Origin of the sequence: Bradyrhizobium sp. DN3 (genome assembly GCF_041357655.1) — a bacterium.
Taxonomy (GTDB): domain Bacteria; phylum Pseudomonadota; class Alphaproteobacteria; order Rhizobiales; family Xanthobacteraceae; genus Bradyrhizobium.
This window is the reverse complement of sequence record NZ_JAULLN010000022.1, coordinates 124,164-144,371: the sequence shown is the minus strand read 5'-3', so window position 1 is coordinate 144,371 and position 20,208 is coordinate 124,164. Positions and strand designations below refer to the sequence as shown.

Genomic DNA, 20,208 nt, shown 5'->3' with positions numbered 1-20,208 from the left:
TCAAATCCAGCCCTGAAGCTCGCGCAGCACGAGAGCGCGGATCACGTCCAGGCCAGGCTGGCTATCGTTGAGGCAGGGGATCGCGGAAAACTGCTCGCCGCCATTGTGCTTGAAGATCTCGGCGTTCTCCTGCGCGATCTCCTCCAGCGTCTCCAGGCAGTCGGCGGCAAAGCCCGGCGTCACCACCGCGATGCGGCGCACGCCGTCTTTCGCCAGACGCTCCATGGTCTTATCCGTATACGGCTGAAGCCACTCGTCATTGCCGAAACGCGACTGGAAGGTCAGCAGCAGCTTTGTCTCGTCCATGCCGAGCCGGCGGCGCAGCGCCTCCGTGGTGGCGATGCAGTGTTGCTGATAGGGATCGCCCTTGTCGACATAGGATTTCGGCATGCCGTGGAAGGAAGCGACGATCAGCTCCGGCTTGAACGGCAGGCTCGCCAGATGCGCCTCGATCGAAGTCGCGAGCGCCTCGATATAGGCCGCGTCCTCGTAATAAGGCGGCGTCACCCGCAACGTCGGCTGGTTGCGCAAACAGGCGAGCACGCGGAAGACCTCGTCGCAGACCGTCGCCGAGGTCGAGGCGGAATATTGCGGATAGAGCGGCACGGCGAGGATGCGCTCGCAGCCCTTCGCGATCAGCGCATCGATGCCCGCTTTGATCGAGGGATTGCCGTAGCGCATCGCCCAGTCCACGACCACATGACCGCGATCCGACAGCGCGACCGCGAGCTTGTCGGCTTGCGAGCGCGTGATGGTCTTCAGCGGCGACTCGTTGCGCTCATTGTTCCAGATCTTGCGGTAGTCCAGCGCCTTGGTGCGGGGACGGCTGCGCAGGATGATCCCGTTCAGCACCAGCTTCCAGACCAGGCCCTGGTCCTCGATGACGCGGGCATCCGAGAGGAACTCCTTCAGATAGACCCGCACGCCGGGCGCATCGGCCGTGTCGGGCGTGCCGAGATTGATCAGGAGTACGCCGACGCGCGGCAGGACGGATTGGGCGGCCGGTTTCGCGCTTTCGACAGGGACGACGCTGGTCATGGCTCTGTGCCTCGCGCGTTGGTCGGAACTTGTCAAGATGAGGCCGGTTTCGCTAGGGTCGCTACCCACGGGAGGGAAGATGACACTCGCGGAATGGTGCGTCCTGGGAGCGCTGCTGCTCTATCTCTCGACGATCGCCTCGATCAAATGGATCAGGTTTCGCACGTTCGACAATTCCCGGCCGCGCGACCCCGCCTTCTATGAGGATGCCATCGCGCAGCGTGCTCTCGGCGCGCATCAGAACGGCATCGAGACGTTCCCCTTCTTCGCCTTTGCGGTGCTGCTCGCCGAATACAGGGATTCGCCGCAGCGGCTGATCGATGAGCTCGCGGCGCTGTTCCTGATCGTGCGGGTCGCCTATGTGCTGACCTATCTCGGCAACCGGCCGACGCTGCGATCGATCCTCTGGAGCATCGGCTTTGCAATCAATCTCGGGATCTTCTTCATGCCGGCCTTGAAGCGGTTTCTGCCGGTGTGAGCCCGAAACCGTAGCCCGGATGGAGCGTAGCGTAATCCGGGGACTATCCGCGCTGATACTGTCCCGGATTGCGCTTCGCTCCATCCGGGCTACGAAGTCACCAACTCAAAAACACGTCGTCCGTTCGGCGGCGATGTAGCCGAACAGCAGGCCGACGCCGAACAGCAATACCAGGCCGGCGGCGCCGAATTCGATGCCGCGCATGAACAGCGCGCCGCCGCCGTCGCGGCCGGCGCTGAGGCGCGCGGCGATGTCCTTGGCGGAGACGGCGACGATTGCGATGGCCGCGACCGTGATCGCGGTGCCCAATCCCATCAGGAAGGTCGCGGCGATGCCGGCCCAGAACAGGCCCTGCGCCAGCGCGAACACCAAGACCAGAATCGCGCCCGAACAGGGGCGGATACCAACGGTGAGGATCGCGGCAAAACCGCGCCGCCAGCCGCCGGGGCCGGCGAGCTCGCTCGGGGTCGGACCGTGGGAGTGGCCGCAATGCTCGTCATGGACGTGGTCGTGCCCGTGATGGTGATGGGCGTGGGCGTGAGTGCGATCGTGGTGATGATGATCGTGGCCATGATGGTCGTGGGCATCATGATGATGGTGATGGCCGTGGTCATGGTGATCATGCGGCACGCCCACAATCGCCGGCACCGGGCGCGTCGCCTGGAGCGCGCGGATGAACGCACCGCCCTTGACCCAGACGAGCCTCAGGCCGAACAGCGCGATCAGGCCATAGCTCGCGATCTCGATCACCCCTTCCGCCTTGCACATGGTCTTGGCCGTCGCATTCAGCACCCAGGCCGATATGCCGACGATCAGGATCGCCACCAGCGACTGCATCAGCGCCGAGGCAAACGACAGCGCGATGCCTCGCCGCGCGGTCTCGCGGTTGGCGACGAGGTAGGAGGCGATCACCGCCTTGCCATGGCCGGGGCCGGCGGCGTGGAAGATGCCATAGGCAAACGAGATGAAGAGCAGCGTCCACACCGCCGAGCCGTCGGACTTCGCGGCGCGGATGGTCGACGACATCTGGCGATAGAATTCCGACTGCTTTGCCAGCAGCCAGCCGATCAGGCCGCTGGCCTCAGGCTCCGCCGCCTGCGAGGTGCGCGGTGCGCCGAACGGGTTTTGGGCGAGAAGATCGTGGAGCGCGGCGTCGGCCACGGACACGACCAGCAGTGCGGCGGCGCAGGTGAGAAGCCCGCGCGCGAACAGGGAAAGTTGCAGCTTCAAGGGCAATCCACCGTGATCTTGTTGGCGAACATCATGCCGAAATTCGAATTCTCGCCATTCAGGAAGGTCTGCTCGTTGAGCTTCTGCGCGCTCGCGGTGCCATCGCTCGGCCGCTCCAGCTTCATCTGGCAGCCCGCGGGCGCGCCGACCAGCTTCACCGGATTGTCCTTGGCCATCTGGAAGTCGATGAAGAAGGAGCGGTCGAACACTTCGAGCACCAGCTGCTTGGGCTTGACCGGGGCCTTCAGCGGCAGCGTGAAGTGGAGGGTCAGCACCGTATCCTTGTAATCAAGGAAGTAGTCGACCGGCTCCTGGAAACGCTCCTTCTTGCCGTCGGCTCGCGCAAAGGTGAAGTAGGCGTATTCCTTGAGCGACTCGACATTGGTCTGCGCCAGCGGCCCGAGCTCCTCGCGCGTATAGGCGCCCTTGGTCTTGCTCTCGAGCCCCTGCACCGCATAGGCCGAGAACATGTCGTCAAAGGTCCAGGCGTGACGGACTCCGGTGACGCTGCCATCCGGTGCGTAGAGCAGTTCGCTGGTCGCGGTGATCCAGACATGCGGATGCGCGCTCGCCGCGCCCGCCACGAGCGTCATCGCGGCGGCGAGCAGCCATCCGAACAAGCGGCGCATCGGAGGTATCCAAACCGGCAGGATCATGGGCACTCCACCTCGATCGGGACGATGAACAACAGGCCGACAGCGACGTTCGCACCGCCCTCCTTGAAGGTATCCTCGCTCGCATCCTGCACCAGCTTGCGGTCCCGGTCGTCGCCCGCTGACCGCCGCAGCCATACCTCACAACCGGCGGGCGCACCGACGAGTTTGAGCGGATGCTCTTTTTCCAATCGAAAATCGATGAAAAAGGAACGATCAAAAATAGTCAGACGAACCGTCTTCGCCTTCACAGGCGTTTTCAGCGGCAGCGTGAAATGCAGAGTGAGGTGATCGTCCTTGTAATCGAAGAAGTAATCGACCGGCTCTGCAAACGGGAGCCTCTCGTTTACCCTCAAGAAGGTGAAGTAGGCGTTATCCTTCAGTGACTCGACTTGGGTCTGCGCCAACGGCGCCAGCTCTTCGCGAGTATAGGCGGCCTTAGACTTCCCCCGAAGCCCCTGCACAGCATTGGCCGAGAATGCGTCGTCAAAAGTCCAGGCGTGGCGGACGCCAGTGACGCTGCCGTCGGCGGCGTAAAGGATCTCGCTCGTCACGGCGACCCAGACATGCGGATGCGCACTCGCCGGCCCCGCGGCGAGCGACAGGGTGGCAACGAGCAGCCATCCCAACAGCCCGCGCATGCTCATCAGGCCGCCTTGGCGTCGTCGAGCAGGCCGCGGCGGCGCAGCAGCGCGTCCGGCTCGGGCGGGCGGCCGCGGAAGGCCTCATAGGCGGCTTCCGGATCGACCGATCCGCCCGAGGCGTAGATGTCGTCGTGCAGGCGCTTGGCCACCGCGGGATCGAAGATGTCGCCGGCCTCCTCGAACGCGCCGAAGGCATCGGCGTCCATCACCTCCGACCACATGTAGCTGTAGTAGCCGGCGGCATAATGATCGCCGGTGAAGATGTGGCCGAATTGCGTGGGACGGTGACGTAGCGAGATTTCCTCGGGCATGCCGATCTTCTCCAGCTCTTGTCTCTCGAAGGCGCGCACGTCGTGCGCGGCGGAAGCCGGCTGGGTGTGGAATTCGAGATCGATCAGCGCCGAGGAGACGAACTCGACCGTGGCAAAGCCCTGGTTGAATTTTCGCGCGGCAAGGAAGCGTTGCAGGAGGTCGTCCGGCAACGGCTCGCCGGTCTGGTGGTGGCGGGCGAACTTTTGCAGCACCTCGGGCCGCTCCTGCCAGTGCTCGTAGAGCTGGGACGGCAGCTCGACGAAGTCGGTGAACACTGAGGTACCCGACAGCGAGGGATAGGTGACGTTGGAGAGCATGCCGTGCAGGCCGTGGCCGAACTCGTGGAACAGGGTGCGGGCGTCGTCGGGCGACAGCAGTGAAGGCTCGCCGCCGGCTCCCTTGGCAAAATTGCAGATATTGAGAACCAGCGGCGCGACGTCGCCGTCGAGCTTTTGCTGGTCGCGCAGCGAGGTCATCCACGCGCCGGAGCGCTTCGAGGGCCGGGCGAAGTAGTCGCCATAGAACAGCGCCTTGTGCTTGCCGTCCCTGCCCTTCACCTCCCAGACCCGGACGTCCGGGTGCCAGACCGGAACATCCTTACGCTCCTCGAAGGTGATGCCGAACAGGCGCGTGGCGCAGTCGAAGGCGGCGGCGATCATGTGGTCGAGCGAAAGATAGGGCTTGATCGCGGCGTCGTCGAAATTGGCGCGCTGAAGGCGCAGCTTCTCGGCGTAGAAACGCCAGTCCCAGGGGGCGAGCTTGAAATTGCCGCCCTCTTCCGCGATCAGCGCCTGCATGTCGTCGCGGTCAGCGAGCGCGCGCGTCCTCGCCGGCTTCCAGACCCGCTCCAAAAGGCCCCGCACCGCTTCCGGCGTCTTGGCCATGGAATCTTCGAGCCGGTAGGCGGCGAAGGTCGGGTAGCCCAGGAGCTTGGCGCTCTCTTCGCGCAGCTTCAGGATCTCGACGATGGTTGCGTTGTTGTCGTTGGCGTTGCCGTTGTCGCCCCGCGCAGTGAAGGCCTTGTAGACCTTCTCGCGCAGGTCGCGCCGCGCCGAGCTCTTCAGGAACTGTTCGACCGACGAGCGCGACAGCGTGACGATGGCTTTGCCTTCCATGCCGCGCTCTTCTGCCGCAGCCTTGGCACCGGCGACAAAGCTCTCCGGCAGGCCCTGGCGGTCGGCCTCGCCGAGCTCCAGGACCCAGTCCTGCTCGTCGCCAAGCAGGTGATGGCTGAAGCTGGTGCCGAGCTGGGCGAGCCTCTCGTTGATCTCCGCCATCCGCGTCTTGGCCTCGTCGGAGAGGCCGGCGCCGGAACGGTGGAAGCGGGTGTAGGTGCGCTCCAACAGGCGCAGCTGCTCGGGCGTGAGACCGAGATTGGCGCGGTTCTCGTGCAGCTGGGCGATGCGGCCAAACAGCACGGCGTTCATCATGATCGGATTCCAGTGCCGTGCCATCCGCAAGGAGACCTCCTTGTCGATCTCCAGGATGGCCGGGTTGGAATGCGCCGAGACGAGATCGTAGAAGACCGCCGCGACCTTGCTCAAGAGCTTGCCCGAGCGCTCCAGCGCCGTGATGGTGTTGGCGAAGTCGGGCGCGGCTGGATCGTTGGTGATCGCCGCGATCTCGGCGGAGTGATCGGCGAAGGCCTGCTCGTAGGCCGGGAGGAAGTGCTCCGGCTTGATCTCGTCGAAAGGCGGGGTCGCGAACGGCGTCACCCAGGCCCTCAGCAGCGGGTTGGTCTCGGCGTCCGTAGTTTGGCGCAGTTCTGACATCACAAGTCCCGATTTTTGAGCCAATTTGTTGCAGCCAGCTATAGCACGCGATGGGGCTTTTTTGGGCCGTTTGCCCTTGCTCCCGGCCGCCTTTTCGGGGAGATTGCGGCCCTCGAAGACACGGGATCCCTGAGCTCATGAACGCGCCTGCCTCCTCTTCCCGCCAGATCGCCTGGCCGAGCGTCATCACCGTCATCAGCGCCGCCATCCTGATTGGCGCGGAGGTGTTCGGCGCGGCGTTTGCCGGCGGCTGGGCGCTCGCGATCCTGTTCGGGCTCGGCGACCAGGGCGCGCACATCCTTCAGGCCGTGCTGTTCACACTCGGCGTGCTGGTGATGACCGCGTTCATCCGCGGAGCTCAGCGCGTCGAGCCGTTCACGAAGCGCCGCTGACGCTTCGTCGCGCGCGAGACACGCGCGCTGCGCAGAAAACTTAACGCGCGTTCATCTTCCGCGTCGCTCGCGCAACGCTGCGCAAGCAGGTGTTAGGCAATTCTGTTCTCAGCCTAAAAAAATTCTTGCGAAGCAGAGTCAAAACGCTTATGTGCGGATTTGCCCAATTTCGCACGTGCCTGTGGTCGTGTGTCAGTCGGTAGGTATCCGGACAAGAGGCCGGACAGCCGCCAAGGGGTGAAGAAGCCGAGGGGCTCTTCGGAAGTGCGGAAGTCAAAGGACCGAAGGTCGCAAGACCTGAAGGTCCAAAGATGAAGCAGACCCGGAGCGTCCAGCATCTCTCTCAAGAGATGCCATGTCGAAGGTGACTTCACTTTTTGCAACCGTGACTGGCAGCCGGAGGCGAACCGGCGCACCCCGCTCTCAACGGGGGACGCGACTTAAAGCAACGACGGATCGGGCTTTTTTGGTCTCTACCGGCAGTCCAACGCCGGCGCGGGCTACTGAAAAGGCTTGTCCTTCATTGCCAGGTGTGCGGGCGGGAAAATTCCCAACCAATCCACGGCAGCACAATTCGGTCCAGGGGTCTTGCCCTGTCGCGTCTCCATCGTGCGGCAGCGGCGTAGCACCCTCGTCCGAGAACCACTTTGAACGAGCTCCGTCGCTGGGGCCGCTTTGGAGAGTGCTATGACCGAACGTATCCAGGAATTCCTGCGCAATCGCCGCAAGGATGGCCTCGACACCGAGCCGTGCCTCGTCGTCGACCTCGAGGTCGTGCGCGACAATTACCAGAGCTTCGCCAAGGCGCTGCCCGACAGCCGCGTGTTCTACGCCGTCAAGGCGAACCCGGCGCCGGAAGTGCTGGCCCTGCTCGCCTCCATGGGCTCCTGCTTCGATACCGCGACGGTCGCCGAGATCGAGATGGCGCTGGCCGCGGGTGCGACGCCCGACCGCATCTCCTTCGGCAACACGATCAAGAAGGAGCGCGACATCGCGCGCGCCTTCGCGCTCGGCATCCGGCTGTTCGCCGTGGACTGCGCCGCCGAGGTCGAGAAGGTCGCCCGTGCCGCCCCCGGCGCGAAGGTGTTCTGCCGCATCCTCTATGACTGCGCCGGCGCCGAATGGCCGCTGTCGCGCAAGTTCGGCTGCGATCCGGAAATGGCGGTCGAGGTGCTCGACCTCGCCAAGCGCCTCCGCTTGGAGCCGTACGGCATCTCCTTCCATGTCGGCTCGCAGCAGCGCAAGGTGAAGGCATGGGACCGTGCGCTGGCGATGGCCTCGCAGGTGTTCCGCGACTGCGCCGAGCGCGGCATCAACCTGTCCATGGTCAACATGGGCGGCGGCTTCCCGACCAAGTACCTGAAGGACGTGCCACCGGTCGTGACCTACGGCCGGTCGATCTTCCGCGCGCTGCGCAAGCACTTCGGCAACCAGATCCCGGAGACCATCATCGAGCCGGGCCGCGGCATGGTGGGCAACGCCGGCATCATCGAATCCGAGGTCGTGCTCATCTCGAAGAAGAGCGACGAGGACGAGGTGCGCTGGGTGTACCTGGACATCGGCAAGTTCGGCGGCCTCGCCGAGACCATGGACGAGTCGATCCGGTACGCCATCCGCACCCGTCACGACAGCGCGGACATGACGCCGTGCGTGCTCGCGGGGCCGACCTGCGACAGCGCCGACGTGCTGTACGAGAAGACCCCATATCCGCTTCCCGTGACGCTTGAGATCGGCGACAAGGTGCTGATCGAAGGCACCGGAGCCTATACGTCGACCTACTCGTCGGTGGCGTTCAACGGCATCCCGCCGCTGAAGACCTACCACATCTGATCCGCCTCTCTTTCGAGGCCTGACGAACCCGGGAGCCGGCCCTGCCGGCTCCTCCCTCACATTTCGATTTCTGACGACGTCTTGGACCGGCGTGCTCGCTCACGTCGGTTCAAGCGGGGACTGACGCGCCATGACTGCTCCTCGGAAGCCACAGATCGCCCTCACCTCGAAAGCCGCTCCGTTTGCGATCCGCAGCGAGCGTGCTGGCGACGTCGCGATGCGTGAAGCGCTGCTAGATGCCTGCTTTGGCGAGAACCGCCATGGCCGCACCTGCCAGCGCCTGCGCGACGGACGCGCGCCTGCCGCAGGCCTTGCCCTGTCGGCCGTGCGCGAGGGACAACTCGTGGGAACCGTGCGGCTGTGGCACGTCAGCGCCGGAGGCAGGCCCGCTCTGGTCCTCGGACCGCTGGCGGTCGACCCTGCCTGCCGCGAGCTCGGGATCGGCGCCGCGCTGATGCATCAAGCGCTGGCCGCCGCCCGGGCGCGCGGGCATGCTGCGGTGATCCTGCTCGGCGATGCCCCCTACTACGCGCGCTTCGGCTTCTCGGCCGACAAGACCGGCGCGCTGTCGCTGCCCGGCCCGTTCGAGCGCGACCGGCTGCTGGCGATCGAGTTCGCGGAAGGCGCGCTCGATGGCGCCGAAGGGATGATCGTTCCGACCGGAGCGGCCCTGCCCAAACGGAGGGCGGTTCGCGCTCTCCAGGCGCACGCGGCCTAAGGGATTGCCATGATGGCAACGACCGAAGCCGCATCCAGCGGCCGTCCCCGGCTGCGCCTGACTTGATGCCTGTTCCTTTGGGGTTGCGCGGGCCCGAGAAACGCCCTTTAACCCCGCGAAACATCCCCCTTCAGTCGAGGTCCGAGAGCATGTCCCGTCGCCTGATTTCCACCGGCTCCCCGTTCGAGAAGACCGCCGGCTACAGCCGCGCCGTGATCGATGGCGAATTCGCCTTCGTCGCAGGAACCACCGGCTATGACTACACGACCATGACAATGCCGGTCGATGTCACGAGCCAGTCACGCAACTGCTTCAAGACCATCGAAGCTGCCCTGAAGGAGGGCGGATTCGAGATGGCCGATATCGTCCGCGTGACCTATTACCTCACCGACATCAAAGATGCAGACGCGCATTTCGCCGTCTGCGGCGAAGTCCTCGGAGACATCCGCCCGGCTGCAACGCTGATCGCCGTCTCAGCGCTCTACAAGCCCGAGATGAAGGTCGAGATCGAAGTCACCGCCAAGCGGCGTAGCGCCTGATCCACCCCTCACCCATTGTCTGCCAGCACGTTCCGGAGAAACCATCCCATGAGTCCCGCCTCGCAGATCTACGCGAAGATCACCGGTCCCATCGTCATGGTCGGCTTCGGCTCCATCGGCAAAGGCACGTTGCCGCTGATCGAGCGGCATCTCGATTACGACAAGTCGCGCGTCACCGTGATCGATCCCAAGGATGAGGGCCGCAAGGCGCATTGCGAGAAGCACAATGTCCGCTTCATCCAGAAGGGCGTGACCAAGGACAATTATCGGGAGTTGCTGACCCCGCTGCTCACCGAAGGCGGCGGCCAGGGCTTTTGCGTCAATCTCTCAGTCGACACCGGCTCCACCGACATCATGGAGCTCTGCAACGAACTTGGCGCGCTCTACATCGACACGGTCAACGAGCCCTGGCTCGGCTTCTATTTCGACGCTTCGAAGGGCCCGGAAGCGCGCTCCAACTACGCCCTTCGCGAAGTGACGCTGGCCGCCAAGAAAGCGCGGCCTAAGGGCTCGACGACGGCCGTCTCCTGCTGTGGCGCCAATCCCGGCATGGTCTCCTTTTTCGTCAAGCAGGCGCTGCTCAATGTCGCCGCGGATCTGAAGCTCAATGCCCCCAAGCCGAAGACCAAAGCCGAATGGGCGGACCTGATGCGGCAAGCCGGCGTCAAGGGCATCCACATCGCCGAACGCGACACCCAGCGCTCCAGGAAGCCGAAGGAGCCTGACGTCTTCGTCAACACCTGGTCGGTGGAAGGCTTCCTGTCGGAAGGCGTGCAGCCCTCAGAACTCGGTTGGGGCACCCACGAAAAGTGGATGCCCGAGAATGCCCGCACCCACGAAACCGGCTGCGGCGCCGCCATCTATCTGATGCAGCCCGGCGCCAACACGCGCGTGCGCACCTGGTGCCCGACCCGCGGCGCGCAGTACGGCTTCCTCGTCACCCATAACGAGTCGATCTCGATCTCCGACTACTTCACGGTGCGCGACGCATCGGGCACGGCGATCTATCGGCCGACCTGTCACTATGCCTACCATCCGGCCGACGATGCCGTGCTATCGCTGCATGAAATGTTCGGCCGCGCGGCGAAGATGCAGGAAAAGCACCACATCCTCGATGAGAACGAAATCGTCGATGGCATCGACGAGCTCGGCGTGCTGCTGTTCGGCCACGACAACAATGCCTACTGGTACGGCTCGCAGCTCTCCATCGAAGAGACCCGCAAGCTCGCGCCCTACCAGAACGCCACCGGCCTGCAAGTGACCTCCGCCGTGCTCGGCGGCATGGTGTGGGCGCTGGAGAACCCGAACGAAGGCATCGTCGAAGCCGACGAGATGGATTTCGATCGTCTCTTGGAAATCCAGCTGCCCTATCTCGGCCCGGTGAGGGGTTTCTACACCGACTGGACGCCGCTGACGGATCGCCCGGGACTGTTCCCGGAAGATATCGATACGAGCGATCCCTGGCAGTTCCGGAATATTCTGGTGCGGTGAGGGCGGCTGTTTCCGGTCGTCATTCCAGGGGCGCGCTACTTGGCGCGAGCCCGAAATCCAGCTCCGCACACTGCTGTCATGCCCCGCGCAGGCGGGGCATCCAGTACGCCGCGGCTTCTCGGCTCGATCACTACAGGCTCTGGAATACTGGATTGCCCGCTTTCGTGGGTGATGACACCGAGTGCGTGGCTGGGAGCGCGGCCGCCAGCTACTTCTTCTCAATCGGCGGCGCGACCTTCTCGGCTGGAGCGGGCGGCAGCGTGGGCTTGGTCGCCGCGCCCTGCGTCTGAGGATCGGGCCGTGCGGGCTCGGGGGCCGGCGTGGTCGGGCGATCACCGCCGGGCTTGGACTCGGCGGGCGTCTTGCTCTGATCGTCGGACGGGGTGCCCTGGAGCGGTGGCGTTGCCTGCGCCATCTGCAGCCGGCTCTCGGCGCGAATCTGCGCCAGCGACAGGCCCGACACCACGACGCCTGCTGCGAACAGCGAGCAGGCGATCATCAGGTCGAGCTTCAGTCTGCGCTTGTCATTGCCTGTCATGTCGATCACCGCATTTGTCCGTGGGATCAACGAAATGGCCGCGCGCGGGTTCCGAGCCGGCAAGGTGGGAACCGCACACCGGCGCGCCAGAACGCCGCGCTCAATCCGTGGTGCTGACTTCCCAGGTGGCGTGGCGCACGCCTGGAAGATGCTGGAGATCCGTCGCCACCGCATTAAGCTCGTTCGGATCGACCGCGGTCGCAACCAGCTTTGCGACGATCTCCAGGATGTCGTCGCCGATCTCGGCCACATCGATATCAGCGACCGAATATTTCGCGGCTTCCAACCTCTCGACGAGGCGGTCGCGCATGTCAGGCAGAGCGTCGGCCGCGACCGCCAGCTTGAAGTAGTAGGTCGCCTCCAGTGCACGCTCATTCAGCGGAATGCGGTTGATGGCATTGACCAGCGGGCGCAGCAGCGTGTTGCCGGCGATGACGAACACGGTCAGCACCGCGGCTTGCGCGACCATGTCGGCGCCGGCACAGGAGCCGACCGCGGCGGAGGCCCACAGCGTCGCGGCCGTATTGAGCCCGCGCACGTCCATGCCCTGCTTCATGATGACACCGGCGCCGAGGAAGCCGATGCCGGATACGACATAGGAGATCACTCGCACCGCGCCGTCTGCGCCATCCAGATGCATGGCGAGATCGACGAAGGCGGCGGCGCCGACCGCGACCAGCACGTTGGTGCGCAGGCCCGCCGTGCGCTGGCGATACTGTCGCTCGGCGCCGATCAGCGTCCCCAGCACAAAGGCCGTAAACAGGCTGATCAGCGTGTCCGCAAAGTCGGCAATCTGGAATGTCGTCAGAAACCGCATGGCCCCCTATACGGCGGGAACCATGACAGATTAAAGCTCCAACAGGCCGCCGTCCCCATTTTCATCCGCGAACGCCAGCAGCGTGCCCTTGGCGTTCCAGGCAAGTCCGGCGACCGGCGGGGTGCCGTTGCGGCGGACCAGGATTTCCGCGCCGTCCTCCAGCCGCACCATCAGCACGGTGCCGTCGCTGTAGCCGGCGGCGAGGATGTCGTTCTTGGGGTGGCAGGCCACCACCGCCACGCGCGCTTGCAACGGCGCGAGCATCGCGGGCTCCTTGCCCATCGGACCGTCCTTGCCGGCGAACGGCCACAGGATCACAGTGTCGGCGCCCGAGGTCGCCAGCGCCTTGCCGCCCGCGCTCCAGGACATCGAGCGGACGCGGCCGGGATAGCCGGTCATGCGCATGTGCCTGTTGTCGGCGAGCCGCCAGCCGTGCAGCGCCGCCTCGTGCATCGCAGTGACCAGGAACTTGTTGTCCGGGCTGAAGGTGACGCCGAGATGCGAGCCGGCCCAGGGCAGGAATTCGGCCGTAGCAGCCATGTTGGGAAACCACAGCGTCGCGCCGTTGTAATGCGCGATCGCGAGCCGCAGGCCTTTCGGCGCGAACGCAAGCCCGCCGACGGTCGAGGGCACCTCGATCGACTTCTCCTCGTTCTTGCCGCTCTTGACGGTCGCCGTCTTGCCGGCCGACCAGGCGAAGGCGCCATCTGGATGCAGCGCCACCGCGTCGATCCAGCGCCGCTTCGGATCAGTGGCGAGCAGTGTCACCTCGCCCTTGGCGTCGAGCGACACGACCTTGCCGTCGTCGCCGCCCATGACGAGGCGCTTGCCGTCGGAGGCGGTCGAGAGGATGCCGCCGCTATGCACGGCGACCTTGCTGATCTCGCCCTTGGCATCGACCAGCGCGACATTCTCCTCGCCGCCGACGAAGGCGGCCCGATCGGCGAGGAAATGCACTGACGTCACGGCCATGCCGAGCGCGACCGGCTTGACGCGGTCGGTGACGGAAACGATCGAGGCGGAGTCGGGAGCCGGCGTAAACTCTTTCATCACGAGACGATGCAGCTCTCGAAGCCTTTACGGATGGCTTCTTCCGGCAGTTCGCGGCCGATGAAGATGAGGCGGCTCTCGCGCGACTCGCCCTCCTTCCACTTCCGCTGGTGGTTGCCCTCCAGCATCATGTGGACGCCCTGGAAGACGTAGCGGTCGTCATCGTCGTGGAAGGCGAGGATGCCCTTGGAGCGCAGGATCTTGCCGCCCTCGATCTGCACCAGGTTCTGAAGCCAGGGCATGAACACGTTGGGATCGAGCGGCTTGTCGGTCTTCAGCGCTAGCGATTGCATGTCCTCGTCGTGATAGTGCTTCAGGCCATGGCCGTGATCATGGTGATGGTGATGGTCGTGGCCATGGTGATCATGGTCATGGTCATGATCGTCGGCCTCCAGGAAATCGGGCTCGATGTCGAGGATGCGGTCGAGGTCGAACGCGCCGCGATCGAGCACGTCGGCCAGCGCCACCGAGCAGCGCTCGGTGCGATGCAGCTTCGCATAGGGGTTGATGCCGCGGATGCGGGCCTCGACCTCGGCGAGTTCGCCCTTGTTGACCAGATCGGTCTTGTTCAGCACGATCACGTCGGCAAAGGCGATCTGGTTCTTGGCCTCGGGCGCGTCCTTGAGCCGGTCGGACAACCACTTGGCATCGGCAACCGTGACCACCGCATCGAGGCGGGCGTTCTTCTGCACGTCCTCGTCGACGAAGAAGGTCTGGGCGACCGGCGCCGGATCGGCAAGGCCGGTGGTCTCGACGATGATGGCGTCGAACTTGCCCTTGCGCTTCATCAAGCCGTCCATGATGCGCACGAGGTCGCCGCGCACGGTGCAGCAGATGCAGCCGTTGTTCATCTCGAACACTTCCTCATCGGCGCCGATGATGAGGTCGTTGTCGATGCCGATCTCGCCGAATTCGTTGACGATGACGGCGTATTTCTTGCCGTGGTTTTCCGACAGGATGCGGTTCAAAAGCGTGGTCTTGCCGGCGCCGAGATAGCCGGTCAGTACGGTCACGGGAATTTTTGGGGCAGTCGCTTCAGACATAACAACTCCGGACTTTAAGGCTTTTCGCGCGACGCGAGGCGGGGTGGCCCCTGCCCTAGTGGTCAAGCGCGCTGGTCAGGGCCTTTATATTGTGCCTGACCATGTCAATGTAAGTGGGTGCAGGCCCCTTTTCGCCGGTCAAACCGTCGGAAATCAAGGTCCCGCCGACCTTTGCCCCGGTCTCGGCCGCGATCCGCCGGATCAGCCGGTCGTCGCTGATATTTTCCAGGAACACGGCCGGGATTTTTTGGACCTTGATCTGGCCGATGATCGCGGCGATGTCGCGCGCGCTGGGTTCGGTCTCCGTGGAGACACCCAAGGGGGCGATGAACTGGATACCATATTCGGCGGAAAAATAGCCGAAGGCTTCGTGGGTGGAGATCACCTTGCGCCGCTCCACGGGGATTTTGGCTACGGCCTCGCGGACCTCACGGTCGAGGGTTTCGAGCTTTTCCAAATAGGCTTTGGCCTGGGCGCGGAAGACATCTGCGTCATCCGGGGCGGCCGCGGCGAGCGCATCAGCGATGTCGGTGACATAGACCTTGGCGTTGGGGATGGACTGCCAGGCGTGGGGATCGGCGGCCGAACCTAATTTCAGAGGCGTGATACCGGCGCTCGCAGTCACGACCGTCGCCTTGCTGCCCGAGGACTGCACGAGCCGCGGCAGCCACCCTTCCAGGCCGAGCCCGTTGACGATGACGAGATTTGCATCCGCGATCCGCTTCGCATCGCTCGGTGCGGGCGTGTAGATATGGACATCGCTGTCGGCGCCGACCAGCGTGGTCAGATTGATCCGCTCACCCCCGACATTGTGGACGAAATCGGCGAGGATCGAGAAGCTCGCGACCACGTTGAGCCGCTCGGCGGCGTGCAGCGGCGAGGCGATCAGCAACAGCGCACAAAGCAGGATGAGCCGCATCGTCACGCTTCCAGATGCCGGCCGGGAAACAATTGCCGGACGATACCGCCGACGCGGCCGAACAGGACAGAGACCACGTAGAGCACCGTCGCTACGAGAATGATCGCGGGGCCCGACGGCACGCGGGTCTGGAACGAGAGCACGAGGCCGGCATAGCCCGAGGCGGCGGCAGCGACGACCGCGATGCAGATCATGGCCGTGAGATCGCGCGACCAGAACCGCGCAATGCCGGCCGGCAGGATCATGAGGCCGACCGCAAGCAGCGTGCCGAGTGCCTGAAAGCCGTTGACGAGGTTGATCACGACGAGCGCGAGGAAGGCGAGATGCGCAGGTCCCCCGGCGCGGCTGACGGTGCGCAGGAACAAGGGATCGACGCTCTCGATCACCAGCGGGCGGAAGATCACGGCGAGCACGAGCAGCGTCACCGTGGCGTTGAAGGCCACCACCAGCAGCGTCTGGTCGTCCATCGCGAGGATGTTGCCGAACAGCACATGCAGCAGGTCGATATTAGTACCCTTGATCGAAACGATGGTGACGCCGAGCGCGAGCGAGGCCAGATAGAAGGTGGCCAGCGAGGCATCTTCCTTCAGCCCGGTCGAGCGTGCGACCACACCGGCGAGGATCGCGACCGCAAAACCGGCGATCAGGCCGCCGGCGGTCATCGCGAATAGGTTGAGCCCGGAGAGCAGGAAGCCGACAGCCGCGCCCGGCAGGATCGCATGCGCCATGGCATCGCCGACGAGGCTCATCCGCCGCAGCATCAGGAACACGCCGATCGGCGCACCGGCCAGCGACAGCGCGATCACGGCGGCGAGCGCCCGCCGCATGAACTCGAATTCGGTGAACGGACCGATCAGCGCGTCATAGGCCATTTGCGATCACGCCGCCTGCGAACGCCCGTCGTCGGCCGCGCAGGCCGCCGCACTGTCGTCGAAGGCCTCGCACATCCGCATCGCGACCATCAAATTTTCCGGCGTCAGCACCTCGGCCGTCGGCCCCCAGGCCACGGGGCCGCGCGCCAGCACCAGCGTCTCGCTGAAATGGGTACGCACCATCTCCATGTCATGCAACGCGGCCAGCACGGTGCGGCCCTCGGTGTGCCACTCCTTCACCAGCGCGAGCAGATCGGCCGTGGTCTTGCTGTCGATGGCGTTGAAGGGCTCGTCGAGCACGATCAAGCTCGCGTCCTGGAGCAGCACCCGCGCGAACAGCACGCGCTGCATCTGGCCGCCGGAGAGCGTGCCGATCGGGCGGTTCTCGAAACCGTTAAGGCCAACGGCGGCGATCGCGCGCAGGATTTTTTGCCGCGCGGCCTTGCCGATGCCGCCGAACAGGCCCGTCCCGCGCCACAGCCCGGTGCCGACGAAATCGAACACCGAGATCGGAAAGCTGCGGTCAATCTCCGCGCTTTGCGGCAGGTACGCGATGTCCCTGCTGTCGCGTCCGCCGAGATGGATGCTGCCGTCGAGCGGCTTGAGGATGCCGACGATGCCACGGAGCAACGTCGACTTGCCGGCGCCGTTCGGGCCGATCACGGCGACCAGCGCACCGGGTGCGACCTCGCCATTGAGATGGTGCACGGCCGGATGCCGGTCATAGCCGAGCGTGACGTTGTGGAAGGCTAGCTGTGCCATGGTCACCTCATCGCCAGGAAGACCATGCCCCAGAGCGCGGCGCAGACGGTGAGCGCGGCCGCGAGGCGCCCCGCCATGGTCATGCGCAGGATCGACCACGGCGCCGCCTGGGCCGGATGCGGCGAAGCCGCATCATGGACATGGGCATGGGTGTGATCGTGCCCGTGCGAATGGGCGTGGTCGTGGGAATGGTCGTGATGATGGGCGTGGGAGGCGGCGGGAACCATGCCAAGACGTTATATTATAACATTGCGCCTGTCCACGCCGGGCTCAGGGCCGGCCGATCAGCATGGCGATGGCGGCCGCTACGAACGGGAACGGCACCGACACCGCGCAACGGAACCAGACGAACCGGGCCGGCATGAATGGGATCTCCCACAGGATCACCCGCTGGAAGGCGAACAGGGCCCAGGCGACGACATAGGCAACCACCTGGGGCACCCCGCCGCCGGACTTCAGCGCCACCGTGCCGATGGAGAAGCCGATCACAGGTCCGCCCGGCGTGGCGGCACCGGCGACCACGGCAGACGCGACCCCAAGCCAGCCGCTGTCCGGCCCGAGCCAGCCGGTGATCACCTCCTGCGGGATGATGGCGGCGATGTAGCCGGAGCCGATCACCCCCAGTGCAATCCGCGGCACGATGTTGATGAAGTCCATCGAGCCTTCGCGCAGCGAAGCCTTGAACACGGCAGGACCGCGGCGGAAGGCGATCAGGCCGACGCCGAACACCGAGCCCCACAACAGGATGTCGATCAGGAGCGCGGCGCTCACGTCTCGTCGCCCTTCGGGATCGGCTTCGGATAGAGCCGGACATAGACGAAGCGCCCGAGCGCGCCGGCGAGCACCGGCAGCGGCAGCGAGATCACGATCCGCCACAGCGTGAAATCGGTGCCCATGATCGGGATTTCCCAGGCCACCGCCCGGCCGTAGCCGATCAGGGTCCAGCTCACGACCATGGCGATGGTGGCGCCGAAATCGGCGCCGACCGCGAGCAGCGCGCTCGCCACCGGATAGGCGGTGAAGGGACCGCCGGGCAGGATCGCGCCGAAGGCGGTGCCGATCAGAAGCCCCATCAGGCCGGATTTCGGCCCGAGCGAGCGCGAGACTTTTTCGTGCGGCAGGATCTCGGAGATGAACGCACCAAGCAGGCAACCGGCGAGCACGCGCGGCAGGATGCCGCCGAACAGCGAGAGGTCGTGGGTGAGAATGTCGAGAACACCATCGGTGCCGTCACGCCGCCAGACCAGACCCGCGCTCACCGCTACCAGAGCCGCGATGATGATGGTCGACCAGCCGATCGGCTTGCGCGCACGCCCCGGCCGCGGCTCGGAGTCCGCGTCCTCGGCAGACGCCGGGTCTTTCAGGGAAGGTTCTGACAACGGGCTCGGGTCGGATCGAGGGGATGCCCGTCCTGCTTAAGGGGGCCGCCCATGCGATGCAAACGGAACGATCACAGGCCGATACGCGCACCGCGCAGGGCAATTCCGCACAGCAAAAAGGCGGCCGCGCACGCGACCGCCCTCTCTGTCATTCCGGGCGGCGCGTCAGCGCCGAACCCGGAATCCATCGGGCCTCAGCCCGAGTGGACAAATGGATTCTCAGATGCGCAATTGCGCATCATAGCTCGCGCTTGGCGCGCCCCGGAATGACTCCAAATGCCTACGCCTTCTCGAACAGAGACTCGACGTATTCCCAGTTCACGAGGTTCTCGACGAACGCCTTGAGATAGTCCGGACGGCGGTTGCGATAGTCGATGTAGTAGGAGTGCTCCCAGACGTCGCAGCCGAGGATCGGGGTGGCGCCGTGCACCAGCGGATTCTCGCCGTTCGGGGTCTTGGAGATCTCGAGCTTGCCGTTCTTGACCTGGAGCCAGCACCAGCCGGAGCCGAACTGGCCAACGCCGGCCGCCTGGAAGTCGGTCTTGAATTTATCGAAGCCGCCGAGGTCCTCGTTGATCTTCTTCTCGAGCTTGCCGGGCAGCTTGGTGCCGCCGCCATTGGGCTTCATCCAGCTCCAGAAGTGGATGTGGTTGTAGTGCTGGCCGGCATTGTTGAACACCGCGGGGTTCTTGCCGAACGAGCCCTTGACGATCTCTTCAAGGGATTTGCCTTCCCATTCGGTCCCCTTGAGCGCGTTGTTGCCGTTGGTGACGTAGGCCTGATGATGCTTGTCGTGATGATATTCCAGCGTCTCCTTCGACATATACTGGCCGAGGGCGTCATAGGCGTAAGGGAGTGGGGGCAGCGTAAAGGTCATGGCTTCTTGTCCGCAACTGGTGGGGAACGAGTTCTAACGGTCACCCCTTATAGAAGGTTCCTGCGTCGTTAAATACCGCCAATTTGCGAAAATGCGTGATGCCAACGCTTGGCACGATTGCATAAAATCGTCGCAGCACGCGGACATTCGCGCGGCCTTGGTGGCGTGATGCAAAATATCATTGCCTTTGAGGTGCTTATCGAAGAACGAATGCACCACGGACCGACGTTGCGAAAGACAGAGCCATGAGCATCGAGATCGACATTTTGAACGGCGACGCCTCGTGGCCGATCGCAGAGCCGCTGCACCAGGCAGTCTGGGGCCCGCACATGGTTGCAGACAAGCCCTGGGCTCACGTCAAATGGGATAACGCTCATCTTCGCGTGCTGCTCGACACGCCCGAGGATGGCCTCGTCTGCCATGTCGGTGTCTACTTCCGGACCGTCACCTGGAACGGGCAGAAGGTCCATGTCGGCGGCATCGGAGGCGTCTGTACCCGCGAGGACCGGCGCGGTCGCGGCTATGCAACCATGGCGATCGACGCGGCGGTGCACACCATGCGCGCCAACGATGCGGTGCGCTTCGCGCTGTTGTTCTGCGAGCCGCACAATTTCGCGTTCTACGAGGCGCGCCGATGGCAGCCCTTCAAGGGCGAGGTCTATTGCCAGCAGCCGGAGGGACGAATCCGTTTCGACTACATGGCACCCTACGTCTTCGACATCGTCCGCGCGCCGACGCTGGGCACCATCGACCTATGCGGCCTGCCGTGGTGAGCCCTGCGTGAGCGGAGGGCTGCGCCGGCCGCTTCACGCCTTATAATATGTCGATCATCATTTAATATTCCGCCCGGTGAA

Annotated in this window: 23 protein-coding genes; 7 read left to right on the top strand and 16 right to left on the bottom strand. The window is 64.6% G+C overall.

The annotated features are described in order from the left end of the window. Positions 1 to 1,038: a ferrochelatase gene (hemH, locus tag AAE027_RS28965; RefSeq protein WP_370986459.1), complete on the bottom strand. Its 1,038-nt coding sequence runs from the start codon at positions 1,036 to 1,038 to the stop codon at positions 1 to 3. Positions 1,039 to 1,117: 79 nt separating this feature from the next. Here hemH and AAE027_RS28960 point away from each other — a divergent pair, with 79 nt between their 5' ends. Continuing rightward, positions 1,118 to 1,516: an MAPEG family protein gene (locus AAE027_RS28960; protein WP_130214606.1), complete on the top strand. Its 399-nt coding sequence runs from the start codon at positions 1,118 to 1,120 to the stop codon at positions 1,514 to 1,516. A 105-nt stretch (positions 1,517 to 1,621) separates the two neighbouring features. Here AAE027_RS28960 and AAE027_RS28955 read toward each other — a convergent pair whose 3' ends face one another. From AAE027_RS28955 to AAE027_RS28940, 4 genes are read right to left on the bottom strand one after another with little or no spacing between them, the layout of a single operon-like run. After that, positions 1,622 to 2,746, bottom strand: coding sequence for a nickel/cobalt transporter (locus AAE027_RS28955; RefSeq protein WP_370986460.1), 1,125 nt, complete (start codon positions 2,744 to 2,746; stop codon positions 1,622 to 1,624). Beyond that, entirely contained in the window at positions 2,743 to 3,375 is a 633-nt protein-coding gene (locus AAE027_RS28950; RefSeq protein ID WP_370986461.1) for a DUF1007 family protein, read from the bottom strand. Before AAE027_RS28950 ends, AAE027_RS28955 begins: the two co-directional genes overlap by 4 nt. Before the next feature lie 23 nt (positions 3,376 to 3,398). Further along, positions 3,399 to 4,046 carry a DUF1007 family protein gene (locus AAE027_RS28945; RefSeq protein ID WP_370986462.1) on the bottom strand — a complete coding sequence of 216 codons (648 nt, stop codon included), beginning with the start codon at positions 4,044 to 4,046 and terminating at the stop codon, positions 3,399 to 3,401. Then, complete coding sequence (locus tag AAE027_RS28940) at positions 4,046 to 6,127, bottom strand: M3 family metallopeptidase (RefSeq protein ID WP_370986463.1); 2,082 nt, start codon at positions 6,125 to 6,127, stop codon at positions 4,046 to 4,048. Before AAE027_RS28940 ends, AAE027_RS28945 begins: the two co-directional genes overlap by 1 nt. A gap of 137 nt (positions 6,128 to 6,264) precedes the next feature. Between AAE027_RS28940 and AAE027_RS28935 the strand changes: the two genes are divergently transcribed. The 5 genes from AAE027_RS28935 to AAE027_RS28915 all read left to right on the top strand — a co-directional run bounded on the left by AAE027_RS28935 (position 6,265) and on the right by AAE027_RS28915 (position 11,097). Then, positions 6,265 to 6,519 carry a hypothetical protein gene (locus AAE027_RS28935; protein ID WP_091892120.1) on the top strand — a complete coding sequence of 85 codons (255 nt, stop codon included), beginning with the start codon at positions 6,265 to 6,267 and terminating at the stop codon, positions 6,517 to 6,519. A gap of 687 nt (positions 6,520 to 7,206) precedes the next feature. Continuing rightward, positions 7,207 to 8,349: a type III PLP-dependent enzyme gene (locus AAE027_RS28930; protein ID WP_370986464.1), complete on the top strand. Its 1,143-nt coding sequence runs from the start codon at positions 7,207 to 7,209 to the stop codon at positions 8,347 to 8,349. Between the two features lie 130 nt (positions 8,350 to 8,479). Next, positions 8,480 to 9,067 carry a GNAT family N-acetyltransferase gene (locus AAE027_RS28925; protein WP_370986465.1) on the top strand — a complete coding sequence of 196 codons (588 nt, stop codon included), beginning with the start codon at positions 8,480 to 8,482 and terminating at the stop codon, positions 9,065 to 9,067. Between the two features lie 149 nt (positions 9,068 to 9,216). After that, positions 9,217 to 9,606 carry a RidA family protein gene (locus AAE027_RS28920; protein WP_370986466.1) on the top strand — a complete coding sequence of 130 codons (390 nt, stop codon included), beginning with the start codon at positions 9,217 to 9,219 and terminating at the stop codon, positions 9,604 to 9,606. 48 nt (positions 9,607 to 9,654) lie between these two features. Then, entirely contained in the window at positions 9,655 to 11,097 is a 1,443-nt protein-coding gene (locus tag AAE027_RS28915) for a homospermidine synthase (RefSeq protein WP_370986467.1), read from the top strand. Positions 11,098 to 11,305: 208 nt separating this feature from the next. Here the strand turns inward: AAE027_RS28915 and AAE027_RS28910 are convergent, their stop codons facing one another. From AAE027_RS28910 to AAE027_RS28860, 11 genes are all read right to left on the bottom strand, one after another. Beyond that, entirely contained in the window at positions 11,306 to 11,635 is a 330-nt protein-coding gene (locus AAE027_RS28910; protein ID WP_370986519.1) for a hypothetical protein, read from the bottom strand. A 100-nt stretch (positions 11,636 to 11,735) separates the two neighbouring features. Beyond that, positions 11,736 to 12,452: an MgtC/SapB family protein gene (locus tag AAE027_RS28905; protein ID WP_091892133.1), complete on the bottom strand. Its 717-nt coding sequence runs from the start codon at positions 12,450 to 12,452 to the stop codon at positions 11,736 to 11,738. A 30-nt stretch (positions 12,453 to 12,482) separates the two neighbouring features. Beyond that, positions 12,483 to 13,502: a WD40 repeat domain-containing protein gene (locus AAE027_RS28900; RefSeq protein WP_370986520.1), complete on the bottom strand. Its 1,020-nt coding sequence runs from the start codon at positions 13,500 to 13,502 to the stop codon at positions 12,483 to 12,485. Continuing rightward, complete coding sequence (locus tag AAE027_RS28895) at positions 13,502 to 14,545, bottom strand: CobW family GTP-binding protein (RefSeq protein WP_370986468.1); 1,044 nt, start codon at positions 14,543 to 14,545, stop codon at positions 13,502 to 13,504. The genes AAE027_RS28900 and AAE027_RS28895 overlap by 1 nt, the downstream gene beginning before the upstream one ends. A gap of 55 nt (positions 14,546 to 14,600) precedes the next feature. Beyond that, positions 14,601 to 15,464, bottom strand: coding sequence for a metal ABC transporter solute-binding protein, Zn/Mn family (locus tag AAE027_RS28890; RefSeq protein ID WP_370986469.1), 864 nt, complete (start codon positions 15,462 to 15,464; stop codon positions 14,601 to 14,603). Positions 15,465 to 15,466: 2 nt separating this feature from the next. After that, positions 15,467 to 16,336, bottom strand: coding sequence for a metal ABC transporter permease (locus tag AAE027_RS28885; protein WP_370986470.1), 870 nt, complete (start codon positions 16,334 to 16,336; stop codon positions 15,467 to 15,469). Positions 16,337 to 16,342: 6 nt separating this feature from the next. Beyond that, positions 16,343 to 17,098: a metal ABC transporter ATP-binding protein gene (locus AAE027_RS28880; protein ID WP_176945787.1), complete on the bottom strand. Its 756-nt coding sequence runs from the start codon at positions 17,096 to 17,098 to the stop codon at positions 16,343 to 16,345. Positions 17,099 to 17,100: 2 nt separating this feature from the next. Beyond that, complete coding sequence (locus AAE027_RS28875; protein ID WP_370986471.1) at positions 17,101 to 17,325, bottom strand: hypothetical protein; 225 nt, start codon at positions 17,323 to 17,325, stop codon at positions 17,101 to 17,103. 43 nt (positions 17,326 to 17,368) lie between these two features. Further along, positions 17,369 to 17,869, bottom strand: a complete 501-nt coding sequence (locus tag AAE027_RS28870; RefSeq protein ID WP_130214576.1) for a hypothetical protein — start codon at positions 17,867 to 17,869, stop codon at positions 17,369 to 17,371. After that, a complete protein-coding gene (locus tag AAE027_RS28865; RefSeq protein WP_370986472.1) occupies positions 17,866 to 18,477 on the bottom strand; it encodes a permease in 612 nt (203 codons plus the stop codon). The genes AAE027_RS28870 and AAE027_RS28865 overlap by 4 nt, the downstream gene beginning before the upstream one ends. Before the next feature lie 280 nt (positions 18,478 to 18,757). Beyond that, the gene (locus tag AAE027_RS28860; RefSeq protein WP_061846478.1) at positions 18,758 to 19,354 is read right to left on the bottom strand and encodes a superoxide dismutase; all 597 of its coding nucleotides are present in this window, start codon (positions 19,352 to 19,354) and stop codon (positions 18,758 to 18,760) included. 245 nt (positions 19,355 to 19,599) lie between these two features. Between AAE027_RS28860 and AAE027_RS28855 the strand changes: the two genes are divergently transcribed. Beyond that, the gene (locus AAE027_RS28855) at positions 19,600 to 20,127 is read left to right on the top strand and encodes a GNAT family N-acetyltransferase (RefSeq protein ID WP_370986473.1); all 528 of its coding nucleotides are present in this window, start codon (positions 19,600 to 19,602) and stop codon (positions 20,125 to 20,127) included. Positions 20,128 to 20,208 lie beyond the last annotated feature (81 nt).

Excerpts from the sequence above, each read along its gene's own strand:
- hemH (WP_370986459.1), bottom strand. The coding sequence starts at position 1,038 with ATGACCAGCGTCGTCCCTGTCGAAAGCGCGAAACCGGCCGCCCAATCC.
- AAE027_RS28960 (WP_130214606.1), top strand. The coding sequence starts at position 1,118 with ATGACACTCGCGGAATGGTGCGTCCTGGGAGCGCTGCTGCTCTATCTC.
- AAE027_RS28950 (WP_370986461.1), bottom strand. The coding sequence starts at position 3,375 with ATGCGCCGCTTGTTCGGATGGCTGCTCGCCGCCGCGATGACGCTCGTG.
- AAE027_RS28945 (WP_370986462.1), bottom strand. The coding sequence starts at position 4,046 with ATGAGCATGCGCGGGCTGTTGGGATGGCTGCTCGTTGCCACCCTGTCG.
- AAE027_RS28940 (WP_370986463.1), bottom strand. The coding sequence starts at position 6,127 with ATGTCAGAACTGCGCCAAACTACGGACGCCGAGACCAACCCGCTGCTG.
- AAE027_RS28935 (WP_091892120.1), top strand. The coding sequence starts at position 6,265 with ATGAACGCGCCTGCCTCCTCTTCCCGCCAGATCGCCTGGCCGAGCGTC.
- AAE027_RS28930 (WP_370986464.1), top strand. The coding sequence starts at position 7,207 with ATGACCGAACGTATCCAGGAATTCCTGCGCAATCGCCGCAAGGATGGC.
- AAE027_RS28925 (WP_370986465.1), top strand. The coding sequence starts at position 8,480 with ATGACTGCTCCTCGGAAGCCACAGATCGCCCTCACCTCGAAAGCCGCT.
- AAE027_RS28920 (WP_370986466.1), top strand. The coding sequence starts at position 9,217 with ATGTCCCGTCGCCTGATTTCCACCGGCTCCCCGTTCGAGAAGACCGCC.
- AAE027_RS28915 (WP_370986467.1), top strand. The coding sequence starts at position 9,655 with ATGAGTCCCGCCTCGCAGATCTACGCGAAGATCACCGGTCCCATCGTC.
- AAE027_RS28910 (WP_370986519.1), bottom strand. The coding sequence starts at position 11,635 with ATGACAGGCAATGACAAGCGCAGACTGAAGCTCGACCTGATGATCGCC.
- AAE027_RS28905 (WP_091892133.1), bottom strand. The coding sequence starts at position 12,452 with ATGCGGTTTCTGACGACATTCCAGATTGCCGACTTTGCGGACACGCTG.
- AAE027_RS28900 (WP_370986520.1), bottom strand. The coding sequence starts at position 13,502 with ATGAAAGAGTTTACGCCGGCTCCCGACTCCGCCTCGATCGTTTCCGTC.
- AAE027_RS28895 (WP_370986468.1), bottom strand. The coding sequence starts at position 14,545 with ATGTCTGAAGCGACTGCCCCAAAAATTCCCGTGACCGTACTGACCGGC.
- AAE027_RS28890 (WP_370986469.1), bottom strand. The coding sequence starts at position 15,464 with ATGCGGCTCATCCTGCTTTGTGCGCTGTTGCTGATCGCCTCGCCGCTG.
- AAE027_RS28885 (WP_370986470.1), bottom strand. The coding sequence starts at position 16,336 with ATGGCCTATGACGCGCTGATCGGTCCGTTCACCGAATTCGAGTTCATG.
- AAE027_RS28880 (WP_176945787.1), bottom strand. The coding sequence starts at position 17,098 with ATGGCACAGCTAGCCTTCCACAACGTCACGCTCGGCTATGACCGGCAT.
- AAE027_RS28875 (WP_370986471.1), bottom strand. The coding sequence starts at position 17,325 with ATGGTTCCCGCCGCCTCCCACGCCCATCATCACGACCATTCCCACGAC.
- AAE027_RS28860 (WP_061846478.1), bottom strand. The coding sequence starts at position 19,354 with ATGACCTTTACGCTGCCCCCACTCCCTTACGCCTATGACGCCCTCGGC.
- AAE027_RS28855 (WP_370986473.1), top strand. The coding sequence starts at position 19,600 with ATGAGCATCGAGATCGACATTTTGAACGGCGACGCCTCGTGGCCGATC.